This window comes from Streptomyces sp. NPDC050416, from assembly GCF_044458845.1.
Classification (GTDB): Bacteria; Actinomycetota; Actinomycetes; order Streptomycetales; family Streptomycetaceae; genus Streptomyces.
The window spans coordinates 158717-175046 of the sequence record NZ_JBITII010000012.1 but is presented as its reverse complement, the minus strand read 5'-3'; the positions used below and the strand labels follow the sequence as shown (position 1 = coordinate 175046).

The following is a 16330-nucleotide window of genomic DNA, read 5'->3' as shown; positions in this document are numbered from 1 at the left end:
GGCCGCACGTTTGAGCGTTTCCGGGCCGGGCTAGGTTGAGGCGTATGGCTTCGACGTACGGTGCTGCACAGGTGCTGGTGGCGTCCAACCGCGGTCCGGTCTCGTACGCGGTGGGCGATGACGGTTCGCTGAACGCCAAGCGGGGTGGCGGCGGGCTGGTCTCGGGGCTGTCCGCGATCGGCTCGGACGCGGACGCGCTGTGGGTGTGCTCGGCGCTGTCCGACGGCGACCGGGAGGCGGTCCGGCGGGGCGTCGGCGAGGACGGCGTGCGGATGCTGGACATCCCGGCCGACGTGCACGCGGACGCGTACAACGGCATCGCCAACTCGGTGCTGTGGTTCGTGCACCACATGATCTACCAGACGCCGCTGGAGCCGGTCTTCGACGCGGAGTTCCGGCGCCAGTGGGCGTCCTACGAGACGTACAACCGGGCGTTCGCCGAGGCGCTGGCCGAGGAGGCGGCGCAGGGCGCGGCGGTCGTGGTGCAGGACTACCACCTGACGCTGGTCCCGGGCATGCTCCGCGAGCTGCGCCCGGACCTGAGGATCGGCCACTTCTCGCACACGCCGTGGGCGCCGCCCGAGTACTTCCGGATGCTGCCGGACGACGTGGCCGGGCAGGTGCTGCGCGGCATGCTGGGCGCGGACCGGCTGGGTTTCCTCACGCACCGCTGGGCGGACGCGTTCACCGCGTGCGCCGAGCAGTTCGCCGGCGGGCTCGGCGGCACGCGGATCGGTGTGCACGGGCTCGGGGCCGACGCGGACTTCCTGCGGAAGCGGTCGCACGAGCAGGACGTCGAGGAGCGGATGGCCGCGCTCCGGGAGGAGATCGGCGAGGGCCGCCGCACCATCGTCCGGGTCGACCGCACGGAGCTGTCGAAGAACATCGTGCGCGGCCTGCTGGCCTACCGCCGGCTGCTTCAGACCCACGCCGAGTGGCGCGAGCGCGTGGTGCACGTGGCCTTCGCGTATCCCTCGCGCCAGGACCTCGCGGTGTACCGGGAGTACACGGCCGAGGTGCGGCGGCTCTCGGAGGAGATCAACGCCGAGTTCGGCACGCCGGGGTGGACCCCGGTCGTCCTCAACCTCAAGGACGACTTCGCCCGCTCCCTGGCCGCGTACCGGCTGGCCGACGTGGCACTCGTCAACCCCATCCGGGACGGCATGAACCTCGTCGCCAAGGAGGTCCCGGTCGTCTCCGACGAGGGCTGCGCCCTGGTGCTGTCGCGGGAGGCGGGGGCGTTCGAGGAGCTGGGCGAGGACGCGATCGTGGTGAACCCGTACGACGTGACGGGGACGGCGGCGGCCCTGCACGAGGCGCTGTCGATGCGCCCGGAGGAGCGGGCCGAGCGCAGCAAGCGGCTGGCAGCGGCGGCGACCGCGCTGCCGCCGGCGCAGTGGTTCCTGGACCAGCTCGACGCGTTGAGGGGCTGAGCGACGGATGAGCAGCATCACGCCGGCGTCGCAGCCGCTGCCCCCTCCCACGACGAAGGCCGGCCAGGAGGGTCTGGACGCCCTCCTCGACCGCCCCGGCCGGGCGCTGATCGGCCTCGACTTCGACGGGACGCTCGCGCCGATCGTGGCCGACCCCGAACAGGCCCGGGCCCACCCGGAGGCCGTCCCCGCGCTGGCCGCGCTCGCGCCGAAGGTGGCGGCCGTGGCGGTGATCACCGGGCGGCCGGCCGAGGTCGCGGTGCGCAACGGCGGCTTCGCGGACGTTCCGGGGCTGGAGCACCTCGTGGTCCTCGGCCACTACGGCGCCGAACGCTGGGACGCCCGCACCGGCGAGATCGGCGCCCCCGAGCCGCATCCGGGCGTGGCCGCCGTACGCACCGAGCTGCCCGAGCTCCTCGAACGGTTCGGCGCGTCGCAGGGGACCTGGATCGAGGACAAGGGCCGGTCCGTGGCGGTGCACACCCGCCGGGCCGCCGACCCGCAGGCCACGCTGGACTCCCTGCGCGATCCGCTCGCCGGCCTGGCCGGCCGCCACGGCCTGATCGTGGAGCCCGGCCGCATGGTCCTCGAACTGCGCCCGCCCGGCATGGACAAGGGCGCCGCCCTCACCGGGTTCGCCCGGGAGATCGGCGCCGGGTCCGTCCTCTTCGCCGGCGACGACCTGGGCGACCTGCCCGCCTACGCGGCCGTCGACACGCTCCGCTCGGACGGCACCCCGGGCCTGCTGGTGTGCAGCGGCAGCGACGAGGTGACCGAGCTGAGGGAACGGGCGGACGTGGTGGTGGACGGCCCGGAGGGCGTCGTACGCCTGCTGCGCGAACTGGCGGATCGGCTCGGCTGACGCGTCCCGGGCCTGTCTGGCGCATTCCCGTCGTCAGCCCGAAGGGCGGGCTCCGCGGCGTCTGGTGCGTGCGATCGCAAGGCGCCGGAGCGCCTCGGTGGGGGTCCCCCCGCGCGAGGTTGTCCGAGCGTTCGGGAGGATGACGCGTCCCGGGCCTGTCTGGCGCATTCCCGTCGTCAGCCCGAAGGGCGGGCTCCGCGGCGTCTGGTGCGTGCGATCGCAAGGCGCCGGAGCGCCTCGGTGGGGGTCCCCCCGCGCGAGGTTGTCCGAGCGTTCGGGAGGAGCCACGTGGGCGGTTCGGCAACGCGGCGAGCGTGCGTGCCAGACGCCGCGGAGCAGGCGGGAATGTGTCAGACGGGCCTAACGCTCTGCCCGGCGCCTCTCCCGGATCCGCCGCAGCCGGTTGACCGTCACCGGGTCGTGGGCCAAGGCCCGGGGGTCGTCCAGCAGGGCGTTGAGGAGCTGGTAGTAGCGCACCGGGGCGAGGCCCAGCTCCTCCCGTACGGCCCGTTCCTTCGCGCCGGGCCCGGAGAAACCACGGCGTTCGAGCGCCAGGATGTCCCGCTCCCTGCGCCCGAGCCGCTCGTCACCCGTGTCCTCTTCCATGCCAGGCACCGTAACGCCCGCCACCGACAGCGGGTCTACTCCGCGCTCTCCGCCCGGGTCGCCGCCGCCTGGAGGTGGCCGAGGACGCCCGAGGGGCTCCCCGTGGGCGCGACGGCCTTGCCGATCTGCTTCTTCACCTCGGCGCTGACATCGGCCCAGGAGGTCTTGCCGACCGGGTAGAGCTCGGAGGCCACCAGCTCCTCCAGGAACGGCTTGAGGTGCCGGTCCCGGCCGGAGTCGGCCATGGCCTGGGACGCGGAGCTGGTGACCGGCAGCAGGTCGTACTCGCGGGAGAAGGCCAGCACGTTCTTCTCGCTGTAGACGAAGTCGAGGAAGTCGCCGACCTGGTCGCGGTGGCCGTTCTTCCGGAAGGCCGTCATCCAGTCGGCGACACCGAGCGTGGACTTGCTCGGCCCCTCCTTGCCCGGGGTCGGCACCATGCCGTACTCGACGCCGTGCTTGGCGGCGATCTTCATCAGGGAGGGGTGGCCGTTGAGCATGCCGACCTCGCCCTTGGCGAAGGCGGCGAACGCGGCGGCCCGGTTCAGCTCGCCGGGCGCGACCGGCCCGGTCAGGTTCTTGGCGACCAGTTCGTTCTTCAGCCAGGAGAAGGTGTCGATGTTCTCCGGGGAGTCGATGCCGTAGCTGTCGACGCTGTCGGTGTAGCCGCCCCCGCCGCTGAGCATCCACTGCAGGGTCTCGGCCTGCGCCTCCTCCGGACCGAGGGGCAGCGCGTAGGGGTACTTCACGCCCTCGTCCTTGAGCGCCTCGGCGTCGTCGGCCAGGTCGTCCCAGGTCTTGGGCGGGGTGATGCCGGCCTTGGCGAAGAGCGTCTTGTTGTAGAAGAGCACGCGGGTGGAGGAGGCGAACGGCATGCCGTACTGCACGCCCTTGACCTGTCCCGCGGAGGCCAGCTGCCCGACGAAGTCGGCCTGCACGGGTATGGAGAGCAGGTCGTCGGCCTTGTAGAGCTGGTTCTGCGCCGCGTAGTCGGCATACGCGCCGATCTGCGCCATGTCCGGCGGGTCACCGGCGGCGACCATCTCCCTGACCTTGCGGTCGACGTCGTTCCAGGAGTAGACGCTGACGTCGATCTTGACGCCGGGGTGGTCGGCCTCGTACTCCTCGACGAGCTCGTCCCAGTACTTCTTGGAGCTGTTGGCCGCACTGTCTCCGTAGTCGGCGGCGACCAGCTTCAGGGTGACGTCGGCCGAACCGCCCGTCACGCCACAGCCGCCGAGGACCGCCGTCATGCCCAGTGCGGACACCACCGCGATCGTTCCTGCCATCCACCGCCGCTGCACCGCTGTTCTTCCCCAACCCTGGCGTGACCGCCGACGAAAGCTTTCGATAATCGGAACAAGGTCTACACCACGTGAGTGGACTAGACCTCTTGCGGGTCCCCGGGTCACACTGTCCACGTGAGACATGTCATCGCCCTCGACGTGGGCGGCACCGGGATGAAGGCCGCTCTGGCCGGTCCCCAGGGCGAGCTGCTGCACCGGGCCCGCCGCCCCACCCGACGCGAGCACGGACCGGACGCCGTGGTCGCGGGCATCCTCGACTTCGCCGCCGAGCTGCGCGCTTACGGCGCCGAGCACTTCGGCACGCCCGCGTCGGCCGCCGGCGTGGCCGTCCCCGGCATCGTCGACGAGGCGCGGGGCGTCGCCGCCTACGCGGCGAACCTCGGCTGGCGTGACGTCCCCCTGCGCGACCTGCTGGCGCAGCGGCTGGGCATCCCCGTCGCCCTCGGCCACGACGTGCGCACCGGCGGCCTCGCCGAGGGCCGGATCGGCGCGGGCCGGGGCGCGGACCGGTTCCTGTTCGTCGCGCTGGGCACCGGCATCGCGGGCGCCATCGGCGTCGACGGCCGGGTCGAGGCGGGCGCGCACGGCTTCGCGGGCGAGATCGGCCACATCGTCGTACGCCCCGGCGGGACCCCGTGCCCCTGCGGCCAGCACGGCTGCCTGGAGCGCTTCGCGTCGGCGGCGGCGGTGACCGAGGCCTGGGCGACGGCCTCCGGCGCCCCGGACGCGGACGCGGCGCACTGCGCGAAGGCCGTCGAGTCGGGCGATCCGAGAGCTCGGGCGGTCTGGCAGGACGCCGTGGACGCGTTGGCCGACGGCCTGGTCACGGCCCTGACTCTGCTGGATCCCCGCACCCTGATCATCGGCGGCGGGCTGGCGGAGGCGGGGGAAACCCTGTTCACACCGCTGCGGGAAGCCGTCCGTCACCGCATCACCTTCCAGAAGCAGCCGTCGATCGTCCCCGCGGCGCTGGGGGACGGCGCCGGTTGTCTGGGGGCGGGCCTGCTGGCCTGGGATCTTCTGCTGTCGACCGACCGTTCGGAGGTAACCACCTGATGGCAACGCCCCCAGGGGCGCGGGGAACTGCGCGACCAGCCACAAAACACCCGCACCCCGCAACGGCCGGACGCCCCACGGTCCTCACCGGCGCAACCGTCGTCCTCCCCACAGGAACCGTCGAAAACGGCCAGGTGACCATCGACGGCACCCGCATCACGGCAGTGGCACCCGAAAACGCCCAGGTCATCGACGTAACCGGCCACTACGTCATCCCCGGGTTCATCGACATCCACAACCACGGCGGCGGCGGAGCCTCCTTCACCTCCGGCTCGGTCGAGGACATCCTCAAGGGCATCCACACCCACCGCCTGCACGGCACGACCACCCTGGTCGCCTCGACCGTCACCGGCGACATGGACTTCCTCACCCAGCGCGCGGGCCTGCTGAGCGAGCTGGCCGAGCAGGGCGAGATCGCCGGCATCCACTTCGAGGGCCCGTTCATCTCCCCCTGCCGCAAGGGCGCGCACTCCGAGGCGCTGCTGCGCGATCCGGACCCGGCGGAGGTCCGCAAGCTGATCGACGCGGCCCGGGGCAGGGCGACGATGGTCACGCTGGCCACCGAGCTGCCCGGCGGCATCGACTCCGTACGCCTCCTGGCCGAACAGGGCGTGATCGCGGCGATCGGCCACACCGACGCGACCTACGAGCAGACGGTCGAGGCCATCGACGCGGGCGCGACGGTCGCCACCCACCTGTTCAACGCGATGCCGCCGCTCGGCCACCGCTCTCCCGGCCCGATCGCCGCGCTCCTGGAGGACGACAGGATCACGGTCGAGTTGATCGACGACGGCACGCATCTGCACCCCGCCGCACTCCGGCTGGCGTTCCACCGCGCGGGCGCGGACCGGGTGGCGTTCATCACGGACGCGATGGACGCGGCCGGTTTCGGCGACGGACGCTACTGGCTGGGCCCGCTGGAGGTGGAGGTCGCGGACGGCGTGGCCCGCCTGCTGGCGGACGGCACGATCGCCGGCTCGACCCTCACCCTGGACCGCGCCTTCAAGCGGGCGGTGACGGTCGACGGCCTCTCCGTCGAGGACGCGGTGACGGCCCTGTCGGCCACCCCGGCCCGGCTCCTCGGCATGGACGACCGGATCGGCTCCCTGGAGCCCGGCAAGGACGCGGATCTGGTGCTTCTGGACGCGGACTACGACCTCAAGGGCGTAATGCGCCGCGGCGAATGGGTGGTCGGTCCCCAACTGCGCTGATCCGGCCCGCGGCAGGGAGACGGTGGCCGACTCCAGGACTGGGCCGACCGCCGTCTCTTTGGCATGATCGGACTACCTGAACGTTCACGGCGGCAAGCGCATTCTCGGGGGAGGTCGGCCCAGGTGATCCTCACGGTCACACTGAACACCGCTCTCGACATCACCTACCGCGTCCGGTCCCTCAGGCCGCACGCCTCCCACCGCGTCTCCGAGGTGACGGAACGCCCCGGCGGCAAGGGCGTCAACGTCGCCCGGGTGCTCGCCGCGCTCGGGCACGAGGTGACGGTGACCGGTTTCACGGGCGGGGCGACGGGACGGATCGTGCAGGACCTGCTCGGGGCGGTGCCGGGCGTGGTGGACGCGCTGGTCCCGGTCTCGGGCGCCACCCGCCGCACGATAGCCGTGGTCGACTCCCAGACCGGCGACACGACGCAGCTCAACGAACCGGGCCCGACGGTCACGCCCGCCGAGTGGTCGGCCTTCCAGGAGGCCTACGAGGACCTGCTGCCGTCCGCCTCGGCGGTGGCCCTGTGCGGCAGCCTGCCCCCGGGCGTGCCGGTCGGTGCGTACGCCGGCCTGGTCCGTACGGCCCGTGCCGCCGGTGTCCCGGTCCTTCTGGACACGAGCGGTGAGGCCCTGCGCCGGGGCGTCGCGGCCCGCCCGGACATCATCAAGCCGAACGCCGACGAACTGGCGGAACTCACCGGCTCCCACGAGCCCCTGCGCGCCACGCAGGACGCCCGCCGCCGGGGCGCGGCCGCGGTCGTGGCGTCCCTGGGCCCGGAAGGCCTCCTCGCCGCCACCCGCGACGGCCGCTGGCGAGCCACCCCACCGACCTCGGTCCGAGGCAACCCGACAGGCGCGGGCGACTCGGTGGTGGCGGGCCTGCTGTCGGGCCTGGTCGAACACCTCCCCTGGCCGGACCGCCTGGCCCGGGCGGTGGCCCTGTCGGCGGCGACGGTGGCAGCACCGGTGGCCGGGGAGTTCGACCGGGGGGTGTACGAGGAGCTGCTGGGGAGGGTGGCGGTGACCGGCGAGGCGTCGGCGGCCTGACGAACACCCGCTCGAAATCGCTTAGTTGTACCGCCCTTTATCACCTAGGATCACAAGCGACCAAGATCGACCTCTTGTTGGGGGAACAACCGTTGAACAAGATCGCAAGGCTTGCCATGGCCGGCATCGCCTCCGTGGGTCTCGTCGCCACCATGAACTCGGCGGCCACGGCCGCTCCGACAGCCGCCTCGGTCGTCGCGGGCCCGGCGGGCGCGCAGGACTGGGGCGGTGGCTGGAGTGACGTCAGGGACGTCAGCATCCGCGAGAAGCCCAGCACCACGTCGCGGAAGGTCGGCACCCTCAAGAAGGGGAAGATCGTGAAGTGCTGGGTCGCCGGGTGCAGCGCGGTGGACGGCGGCAACTACAAGTGCACCAGCAGCTCGCCCACCGAGAACCGCTGGCACGAGGTGAACTGGGGCGGCAAGAAGCGCTACGCGGCGACGCGCTGCCTGGAGTGGGGCCGGGTCGAGTGACCTGAGCCCGTCGCGCCAGAACGACGGCGGCCGTCCTCCCGCGTCGTGCGGGAGGACGGCCGCCGCGGTGAGGCGCCGGTCGTGTCAGCCCTTGGGCGGGGCCAGGGAGAACTGGTCGAGCACCGCGTCGCACTTGTTGCCCTGGTTGCAGGCGAGCTCGATGGTGTTGGTGCCTTTGGTCAGGTTCACGATGACCCAGGTCTCCTTCCAGCCGTGCTCCCAGTCGCCCTTGGGCGAGTTACCGAAGTTGCTCATGTCCAGGGGTCGGGTGCTGGCCTTGCCGTTGACCACCACAGTCGCGTCGGCGTCCGTGCCGGGGACGCCGTAGCGCACGTTGAGCCGGTAGCTGCCGGCCTTCTCGATACCGTCGACCGTCCAGGTCACCTTGGCACCGACCTGGTTGAAGCCCGTCACATAGACCCCGCCGGCGGCCTTCGCGCCCTTGAAATCGGACGCCGTCGTCATGCCGGGGCTGAGCCGCAGGGCCTTGGCGTCGGTCTCCGGGAGATCCTGCTTGGCCGCTCCGGCCTTGCTGGTCGAAGGGCTCGGCTTCGACTCCTCGGACTGGGTCGGGGCCGGGCCCGTCTTGTCGGACGCGTCGTCCTTGTCCTTGTCGCCGCCCAGCATGGCCACGCCGATGCCGATGACGACCGCGGCGACCACCGCGATCGCGCCGATCAGCAGGCCCTTGGTGTTGGGGCCGCGGCCACCCCGGCCGCCGCCACCGCCGCCCGGCACCTGCTGCTGTGCGGTGGGCGCGCCGCCGGGCAGCGTCTCGGGTGCCGCGTAGTGCGCGTTCGGCCGGCCGGGAGCGCTCTGCTGCGGGACCTGGCCGTACGGTACGGTCTGGCTCGCCTGCGGCTGCTGGCCGTACTGGCGTGTGCCGACCGCCCGCACCCGGTTGACCGAGTTCGGGTAGCCGTATCCCCCGGACGGCGGCTGGGCCCCGTTGGCCTGCCCGTCGGCGTAGAGATAGCCGAACGGGTCGTCGTCCTCGGGCGTGCTCGCGCCGTTGTTGCCGGGCGTCATCCCTTGGTCTCCTCAGTCAGGTGCAGTGCAATGCGGTACGGGTCGTGAGAACGCGAGCCTACCCGCTCCCAGTGACCCAAACGGGTGACTCAGACCGCATCCACTCGCTGACCTGGGGCTCAGCCCGCGCGTCTGTGTTGTTTGGGACGAGATCGTTTCTCGACGTACATCCGCTCGTCAGCGGATTTCAACACTTCGTCCGCCGTCATTCCACAGTGTGCCCATCCGATGCCGAAGCTGGCGCCGACCCGGACGGCCCGCCCCTCGGCGCGGATGGGCTGGATGATCTCGTTCCGCAGACGGACCGCGAGGTCCTGCGCGTCGGCGCGGCCGAGTCCGTCGGCGAGGATGACGAATTCGTCACCACCGAGCCGGGCGACGGTGTCGCCGTCGCGGACGCCGTTGCTGAGCCGGCGGGCGACCTCGATGAGAACCGCGTCACCCGCGTTGTGCCCGAACCGGTCGTTGATCGACTTGAAGCCGTCGAGGTCGCAGAAGAGGACGGCGAGGCCCTTGGTGCCGTCGTCGCGGTCGCCGTCCGGGGCGACGGTGTGCACATGGTGGTCGTAGGCGTCGAACGGCTCGGTGCTCGGCCCGGCGTCGAAGGCGTGGCCGATCGCGTCGAACGCGGGGTGGCCGAAGGCCGCGTCGTGGGACTCGACGATGCCGGGGTGCGACGGCGCGGCGCGCTGGCACAGCCGTGCGGACAGGCGGGAGCGCAGCTCGGCGGAGTTCGGCAGACCCGTGAGCGAGTCGTGGGAGGCGCGGTGGGCGAGCTGGAGCTCGCGGCGCTTGCGCTCCTCGATGTCCTCGACGTGGGTGAGGAGGAAGCGCGGGCCGTCGGCGGCGTCCGCGACCACGCTGTTGCGCAGGCTGACCCAGACGTAGGTGCCGTCCCGGCGGCCGAGGCGCAGCTCGGCCCGGCCACCCTCGGCGGAGGTGCGCAGGAGCGTGCCTATGTCCTCGGGGTGGACCAGGTCGGAGAACGAGTAGCGGCGCATCGCGGAGGCGGGGCGGCCGAGCAGCCGGCACAGGGCGTCGTTCGTGCGCAGGATCCGGCCGTGCTGGTCGCCGCCCATCTCGGCGATGGCCATGCCGGACGGGGCGTACTCGAAGGCCTGCCTGAAGCTTTCCTCACTGGCCCGCAGCGCCTGCTGCTCACGCTCCAGCCGGACGAGCGCCCGCTGCATGTTGGCGCGCAGCCGGGCGTTGCTGATCGCGATGGCGGCCTGGAAGGCGTACATCTGGAGCGCCTCGCGGCCCCAGGCGCCGGGGCGGCGGCCGTTGCGCGGCCGGTCCACGGACAGCACGCCGATCAGCTCGCCGCAGGCCGCGCTGCCCTGGGGGCCGGGCGCGTACATCGGGGCGAAGAGCCGGTCGGCCGGGTGCCACTCGTCCTCGAAGCGCGGGGCGGGGCCGTCGGTGTACCACTGCGGGACGTCGTCGTCGTCGAGGACCCAGCCCTCGGTGTGCGGTATGAACACCAGGTCACCCCAGTGCTCGCCCATGCCGAGGCGGCGTTCCCAGGACTCGCGGGAGCCGACGCGGCCGGTGATGAGGGCCTCGGCGGCCGGGTTCCCGGCGAAGGCGGCGACGACGAGGTCGCCGTCGGGCCGTACGAGGTTCACGCACGCCAGCTCGTACCCGAGGGCGGCGACGACGCCCTCCGCGACGGTCTGCAGTGTGTCCGCCAGGCTGCGGGCCGTGTTCATGTCGGCCATGACCTGGTGCAGTTGCCGCAGGGAGGCAAGGCGGACGTAGGGCTCCGACTCGGTCTCCATGCTCGCCCTCCCCCCGAGACCTCGCAGCGAATCAAGGGTTCTCATCGGCGTATCGTTCTGGCAGCTTCCCAGCCACTGAATCACAGCGCGCTGCCCACTCGGTACACAGGGTCAACAATTCCTGCCCCTTGTGACTCAAGTCACAGGCAAACCTGAACAATTGAGTGGAGTTTCTGCGTTCTTCACGTGCGGCTACCGAACGCAAACTTTGTCAGATGCACACATATTTCTCCCCTGTGACCGCCCAAGCCGATCGGGAGTCCGTGGGGAGTCCGACGGGGTCCGTATGGAATCCGCCAGAAGCCCGTCGGGAGGGCGTCGGCAGGCCGCCGGGAGTCCGTCGGGAGTCCCCCCGCCGGGACTCCGCCTGAAGCCCGTCGGAAGCCCGTCAGGAGTCCTAAGACCGTGATCGGGCGGGAGCCCGATGCGGGGCGCCGGAGACGGAGATTAGCGTTTCGGGTGTGCCGAACACTCCCGCTGTCACGTCCGCGATCATTCCGCCGCCCGCCTCCGGGCATGCTGAGGGGGTGAGCAACGACGAGTTCCGCGCCGCCATGTCCCGGCTGGCCTCGGGCGTGGTCCTGGTGACCGCGCAAGAGCCGCCGCTCGACCCGGACGACCCCTCGGCGCCGGGCAGCGAGGACGTGGGCATGACGGCCACGGCCTTCATGTCGGTGTCCCTGGACCCGCCCCTGGTGCTGGTGAGCCTGCGCGAGGGCTCCCGCATGGACGAACTGCTCGAGGAGCAGCCCCTGTGGGCGGTCTCGGTCCTCTCCGAGAGCCAGCGGCACATCGCGGGCCGCTTCGCCATGAAGGGCCGCGTCAGCGACCGTCTGCTCTTCGCGGACATCCCCTACACGCGCGGCGAGTACACCGACGCGCCCCTGGTCGGCGGTGCCTTGGCCGTCCTGGAGTGCCGCACCGAGCAGCGGGTCCGGGCAGGTGACCACACCCTCGTCATCGGCCGCGTCCTGACGGCCGGCGTGCCGAGCGCCGAGGGCGGGCCGCTGACGTACTTCCGGGGGCGGTACCGGCACCTGGGGTGACGTGAAAAATCCGGTGGTCCCGGATGATCGGCGTGCCTAGGGTGCGCGCATGACAAAGACGGGTCCGCGCCTCGAGGAGATCACCGCCGGGAACCTCGATTCCGCACTCGGCATCCGCGTCCGCCCCGACCAGGAACACGCGGTCTCCCCGGTCGTGAAGTCCCTCGCCGAGGCCTATGTGCATCCCGGGGTCGCCTGGCCCCGCCTGATCGTCGACGGCGACCGCCCGGTCGGCTTCCTCATGGCCTTCCTCGACATCGACTGGTACGAGGACGGCAGCGTGCTGCGCTCGGGCCTGTGGCGGCTGAACATCGCGGCCGGGGAGCAGGGCAGGGGCTACGGCCGCTTCGCCGTCGAGTCCGTCGCGGAGGAACTGCGCCGGCGCGGCACCAAGGAGTACTACGTCACCTGGCATCCCGGCCCCGACGGCCCGGAGGGCTTCTACCTGGGGCTCGGCTTCCGCACGAACGGCGAGACCAGCGGAGGCGAGACGGTCGGAGTGCTGGAGCTGACCTAGTTCCAGTTCTGCGGGGAACGGCCCCGCTTGGTCTCCGAGCGCTGCTTCTTCTCGCGCAGCCGCCGTTCGTTGATCCCCCGGGGGATCCGGGTCGGCCTGCGGGGCTTGGGCGGCGGCGCGGTGGCCTCGGCCAGGAGCGCGGCGAGGCGTACGGCGGCGGTCTCGCGGTTGCGCCACTGGGACCGGTGCTCGGAGGAACGTACGGTGACGACTCCGTCGACCAGGCGCCCGGCCAGCCGCTCCAGGGCACGCTGCTTCCACACCTCGGGCAGCGCCTCGGTCCTCGCCAGGTCGAAACTGAGCTCGACCTTCGAGTCACTGGTGTTGACGTGCTGCCCGCCCGGCCCCGACGACCGTGAGAAACGCCAGATGAGCTCGGCCTCGGGCAGGGAGACGGAGCCGCGGATGACGTGGGGACCAGACATGCCCTCCATGTTCCCGCTCCTGACCGGTCCACGTCACCCGAATAATCGCGCGTAAAGAAAGTAAAGGACCTGGAACCTCGCGTACCCCTCTCCACGTTCATGGGGGTAGCTGTAGCTTCTTTGCCGTACGTAAACGAGGGAAGGGACTCCCAACAATGGCTGTAAGCCTGTCCAAGGGTGGCAACGTCTCGCTCACCAAGGAGGCTCCGGGCCTGACCGCTGTCACCGTGGGCCTCGGCTGGGACGTCCGCACCACCACCGGCACGGACTTCGACCTCGACGCGTCCGCGATCGCGGTCAACACGCAGGGCAAGGTCTACTCGGACGCCCACTTCGTGTTCTTCAACAACAAGCAGACCCCGGACAACTCGATCGTCCACACCGGTGACAACCGCACGGGTGAGGGCGCCGGCGACGACGAGGCGATCAACGTCAACCTCGCCGCCCTCCCGGCCGACATCGACAAGATCGTCTTCCCGGTGTCCATCTACGACGCCGAGAACCGCTCGCAGAACTTCGGCCAGGTGCGCAACGCCTACATCCGCATCGTCAACCAGGCCGGCGGCGCCGAGATCGCCCGCTACGACCTGTCGGAGGACGCGGCCACGGAGACGGCCATGGTCTTCGGCGAGCTGTACCGCAACGGCGCGGAGTGGAAGTTCCGCGCGGTCGGCCAGGGCTACGCCTCGGGCCTGGTCGGCATCGCCCAGGACTTCGGCGTGAACGTCTGACGGACGCCCTCACGCGGGGCAGAAGCCTCCGGCGCCGGTCCACCGGCCCGGGGGCTTCCCCGTCCCGTCCCCAACCCGCGCCCACGACACGTTCCCGAACCGCCCGCGATACGTTCCCGATGTGATCCTCGACCCGCTGCTCCCGCCACCCCCCGGCCACGCCCTCCCCGAACCCGTCCTCGCGGAGCTCACGGCCCTCTACGCCTCCAACCACGCGTTCCACACCCTCACCGGCGACTTCCCCGACCCGCACGACATCCGCCCGGAGCAGGTGGCACAGGCCCTGTCGGAGGAATGGGCCCAGCCCGGCACGGAGGTCCTGCTCGCCCGCAGCTTCGGCCTCCTGACCGGGATCGCGATCACCCTCGCCCACCACCCCGACCCCGCCGACCCGGACCCGTGGATCGGCCTCCTGCTGGTGGACGCGAGCCTGCACGGCCAGGGCCACGGCCGCCGTCTGGCCACCCTCGTGGAGGACCGCTTCCGGGCGGCGGATCGCGGCGCCGTACGCCTCGCCGTCCTCGACAACAACCCGAAGGCCCTGGCCTTCTGGACCACCCTCGGCTACGAGGTCATCGACCATCGCGAGGACCGGGAGATGAAGCGCCCGTGTGCGGTGCTCCGCAAGGAACTCACCGCCTCCTAGCGCGCCCTGGCGCGCCCTCAGGCCCGCTCCGGTTTCCCCTCCCCGTACAGCCAGTCCTCCCAGATCCCGTCGAAGTCCTTCCCGGGCGCCCGCTTCTCGACGTACGCCGTGAAGTCGGCCGTGTCGGCGTTCCCGTGGCGACGGTCCGCCGCCCAGCCCCGGAGGATGCCGCCGAACACCTCGTCACCCACCGCCTGGCGGACCTTGTGGAGGACCATGGCGCCGCGCTGGTAGACGGGGGCTGCGGAGAGGTGCGCGGCGTCCGTGGGTTGCGCCGGCGGGAAGGCCCACAGGTCCTCGTAGGTCTTCTCCCCATGGTCGTACAGCGCGTCGAAGGTCTCCTGCGCCGTCTCGCCGCCGTGGTCCTCCTCCCACAGCCACTCCGCGTACGTCGCGAAGCCCTCGTTGAGCCACATGTCCCGCCAGCTCTCCGGTGTGACGGAGTCGCCGTACCACTGGTGGGCGAACTCGTGGACGAGGAAGGTGATGTCCGGGCCGCCGGGGAACACAGGACGATTCTGGGTCTCCAGGGCGTAGCCGATGTCGGGCGCGCGGTCGACGATCGCGCCGGTGGCGGAGAAGGGGTACGGGCCGAACCGCCGCTCCGCCCAGCGCAGGACCTCGGGGAGGCGCGCGAGGACCGCGCGGCTGCCCTGCTTCTCCGCCGGGTCGACGGCCGTGTACACGGGCAGGCCCGCCCGGGCGGTGGAGCGGGAGATGTCGTAGTGGCCGACGGCGAGCGTGGCGAGGTAGCTCGCCATCGGCTCGGCGGTGTGCCAGCGGAAGGTCGTCCGGCCCCGCGCGGTCGTCTCGCCGCGCAGCTCCCCGTTGGACACGGCTTGCAGCCCGCGCGGCACGGTCACCGTGAGGTCGTACGCCGCCTTGTCGGAGGGGTGGTGGTTGCCGGGGAACCAGGCCATCGACCCGGTGGGCTCGCCCAGCGCGAGGGCTCCGTCCGCCGTGCGCAGCCAGCCCTCCTGCGAGCCGTCCGGGTCGGTGACGGTCTCGGGCGCCCCGGAGTAGCCGACGGTCACGCGGAACGTCTCACCCCGGTCGAGATCCTCACGCGGCCGGACGGTGAGCTCCTGCCCGGCACGGTTCCAGCGGGCGGTCTCGCCGCCGACGGTGACCTTCCCGACCTCCAGACCGAGCAGGTCGAGGTTGAAGGCGGAGAGGGCCTCGGTGGCCCGGGCTGTGAGGGTGGCCGTGCCGGTGAGGCGGTGTGCGTCCGGGACGTAGTCGAGGCGCAGGTCGTAGTGGGTGACGTCGTACCCGCCGTTGCCGGCCTTCGGGAAGTACGGGTCGCGCACGCCTGAGCCGCCCGGGGTGCCGTGGACTCCGCCGCCGCACGCGGTGCCGGCGAGAACGCAGACGAGCAGGACAGGGACAAGACGTACAGATCGGGCCACGGTCGCGATCCTAGGGGGTGTCCGTAAAGTCCCGTCGTCCGCCCGGAGGGCGGGCCCGGCGGCGTCCGGTGCGTGCTTGGGGGTCCCCCCGGCCGAAGGCTGGGGGAGTGCCGGGCGGACGCCCGCGTACTGGTTGTACGCGGGTGTTCGCCCGGTGCGGCGAGAGGGCGTGCCGGACGCCGCGGGGCAGGCGGGACTTTGCGGACACCCCCTTGGGGCGCGTGACACCATCACATCCGTGCTCGACATCGGCTACGCCCTCTCCAACCGTTTCCCCGACCCGCCCCAGACCGACTACCGCCGTGCGGACGTCCGTGCCCTGCGGCACGACCTGTTCTGCGGCGACGTCTATCTGGCGGACACCAAGACCGACCATGAGGTGTCCACAGCCTGGGGATGGGTGCCGGTGCTCGACTTCGCATGGGCGCTGTGCGACATCGTGGAGCGGATCGACCGGGACCCGGCGGGCTCGCGGGCGTCCCGGCCGCAGCGGGCGGAGCTGGACTTCACCGAGTCGACCGACCGGATGCTGTTCGAGCGCCGCTTCGGCTGGGTGGACATCGAGGCCGACTGGATGCGCGCGGAGGAGCCCCCGCTCACCGTCTCCCACTCCGAACTGCGCCGCGAGGCCCGCGACTTCCTGCACGACCTGATCGCCGACCTCACCGACCTGCACGACGACCTCGCCGAGAACCCGGCGATCTGGACGCTCCAGGCGCGTTTCCCCAGGGTCTCCTGACGGGCG

Annotated in this window: 17 protein-coding genes; 11 read left to right on the top strand and 6 right to left on the bottom strand. The window is 71.7% G+C overall.

Annotation, left to right across the window (positions count from 1 at the left end):
* Window positions 1-44: 44 nt before the first annotated feature.
* Both ACIBL4_RS32255 and otsB read left to right on the top strand, forming a co-directional pair.
* Window positions 45-1433, top strand: a complete 1389-nt coding sequence (locus ACIBL4_RS32255; protein WP_399415307.1) for a trehalose-6-phosphate synthase — start codon at window positions 45-47, stop codon at window positions 1431-1433.
* A gap of 7 nt (window positions 1434-1440) precedes the next feature.
* Window positions 1441-2295: a trehalose-phosphatase gene (otsB, locus tag ACIBL4_RS32250; RefSeq protein ID WP_399415306.1), complete on the top strand. Its 855-nt coding sequence runs from the start codon at window positions 1441-1443 to the stop codon at window positions 2293-2295.
* Window positions 2296-2655: 360 nt separating this feature from the next.
* Here otsB and ACIBL4_RS32245 read toward each other — a convergent pair whose 3' ends face one another.
* A complete protein-coding gene (locus tag ACIBL4_RS32245) occupies window positions 2656-2901 on the bottom strand; it encodes a DUF3263 domain-containing protein (RefSeq protein WP_399415305.1) in 246 nt (81 codons plus the stop codon).
* Between the two features lie 35 nt (window positions 2902-2936).
* Complete coding sequence (locus ACIBL4_RS32240; protein WP_399415304.1) at window positions 2937-4190, bottom strand: ABC transporter substrate-binding protein; 1254 nt, start codon at window positions 4188-4190, stop codon at window positions 2937-2939.
* 132 nt (window positions 4191-4322) lie between these two features.
* On the opposite strand from ACIBL4_RS32240, the gene ACIBL4_RS32235 reads away from it, so the two are divergent.
* The 4 genes from ACIBL4_RS32235 (at window position 4323) to ACIBL4_RS32220 (ending at window position 8001) form a co-directional block, all read left to right on the top strand.
* Window positions 4323-5264, top strand: a complete 942-nt coding sequence (locus tag ACIBL4_RS32235) for an ROK family protein (RefSeq protein WP_399415303.1) — start codon at window positions 4323-4325, stop codon at window positions 5262-5264.
* Window positions 5264-6475: an N-acetylglucosamine-6-phosphate deacetylase gene (nagA, locus tag ACIBL4_RS32230; RefSeq protein ID WP_399415302.1), complete on the top strand. Its 1212-nt coding sequence runs from the start codon at window positions 5264-5266 to the stop codon at window positions 6473-6475. Before ACIBL4_RS32235 ends, nagA begins: the two co-directional genes overlap by 1 nt.
* Window positions 6476-6598: 123 nt before the next feature.
* Window positions 6599-7528, top strand: a complete 930-nt coding sequence (locus tag ACIBL4_RS32225; protein ID WP_399415301.1) for a 1-phosphofructokinase family hexose kinase — start codon at window positions 6599-6601, stop codon at window positions 7526-7528.
* 92 nt (window positions 7529-7620) lie between these two features.
* Window positions 7621-8001 carry a hypothetical protein gene (locus tag ACIBL4_RS32220; RefSeq protein WP_399415300.1) on the top strand — a complete coding sequence of 127 codons (381 nt, stop codon included), beginning with the start codon at window positions 7621-7623 and terminating at the stop codon, window positions 7999-8001.
* 84 nt (window positions 8002-8085) lie between these two features.
* On the opposite strand, the gene ACIBL4_RS32215 is transcribed toward ACIBL4_RS32220, so the two are convergent.
* Together ACIBL4_RS32215 and cdgB are read right to left on the bottom strand one after the other, a co-directional pair.
* Window positions 8086-9030 carry a CBM35 domain-containing protein gene (locus ACIBL4_RS32215; protein WP_399415299.1) on the bottom strand — a complete coding sequence of 315 codons (945 nt, stop codon included), beginning with the start codon at window positions 9028-9030 and terminating at the stop codon, window positions 8086-8088.
* 119 nt (window positions 9031-9149) lie between these two features.
* The gene (gene cdgB / locus ACIBL4_RS32210; RefSeq protein ID WP_399415298.1) at window positions 9150-10811 is read right to left on the bottom strand and encodes a diguanylate cyclase CdgB; all 1662 of its coding nucleotides are present in this window, start codon (window positions 10809-10811) and stop codon (window positions 9150-9152) included.
* Between the two features lie 461 nt (window positions 10812-11272).
* Between cdgB and ACIBL4_RS32205 the strand changes: the two genes are divergently transcribed.
* Window positions 11273-11857 carry a flavin reductase family protein gene (locus ACIBL4_RS32205; RefSeq protein ID WP_399415297.1) on the top strand — a complete coding sequence of 195 codons (585 nt, stop codon included), beginning with the start codon at window positions 11273-11275 and terminating at the stop codon, window positions 11855-11857.
* Between the two features lie 49 nt (window positions 11858-11906).
* The gene (locus tag ACIBL4_RS32200; RefSeq protein ID WP_399415296.1) at window positions 11907-12374 is read left to right on the top strand and encodes a GNAT family N-acetyltransferase; all 468 of its coding nucleotides are present in this window, start codon (window positions 11907-11909) and stop codon (window positions 12372-12374) included.
* Here the strand turns inward: ACIBL4_RS32200 and arfB are convergent.
* Window positions 12371-12808: an alternative ribosome rescue aminoacyl-tRNA hydrolase ArfB gene (gene arfB / locus ACIBL4_RS32195; protein ID WP_399415295.1), complete on the bottom strand. Its 438-nt coding sequence runs from the start codon at window positions 12806-12808 to the stop codon at window positions 12371-12373. The genes ACIBL4_RS32200 and arfB overlap by 4 nt on opposite strands.
* A 146-nt stretch (window positions 12809-12954) precedes the next feature.
* On the opposite strand from arfB, the gene ACIBL4_RS32190 reads away from it, so the two are divergent.
* Window positions 12955-13530, top strand: coding sequence for a TerD family protein (locus ACIBL4_RS32190; protein WP_010035999.1), 576 nt, complete (start codon window positions 12955-12957; stop codon window positions 13528-13530).
* A gap of 121 nt (window positions 13531-13651) precedes the next feature.
* A complete protein-coding gene (locus tag ACIBL4_RS32185; RefSeq protein ID WP_399415294.1) occupies window positions 13652-14176 on the top strand; it encodes a GNAT family N-acetyltransferase in 525 nt (174 codons plus the stop codon).
* Between the two features lie 17 nt (window positions 14177-14193).
* Here ACIBL4_RS32185 and ACIBL4_RS32180 read toward each other — a convergent pair whose 3' ends face one another.
* Window positions 14194-15585 (bottom strand): M1 family metallopeptidase, encoded by a 1392-nt coding sequence (locus tag ACIBL4_RS32180; RefSeq protein ID WP_399415293.1) that lies wholly within the window; start codon window positions 15583-15585, stop codon window positions 14194-14196.
* A 238-nt stretch (window positions 15586-15823) separates the two neighbouring features.
* Here ACIBL4_RS32180 and ACIBL4_RS32175 point away from each other — a divergent pair, with 238 nt between their 5' ends.
* A complete protein-coding gene (locus tag ACIBL4_RS32175) occupies window positions 15824-16324 on the top strand; it encodes a hypothetical protein (protein WP_385657589.1) in 501 nt (166 codons plus the stop codon).
* The last annotated feature ends 6 nt before the right edge of the window (window positions 16325-16330 follow it).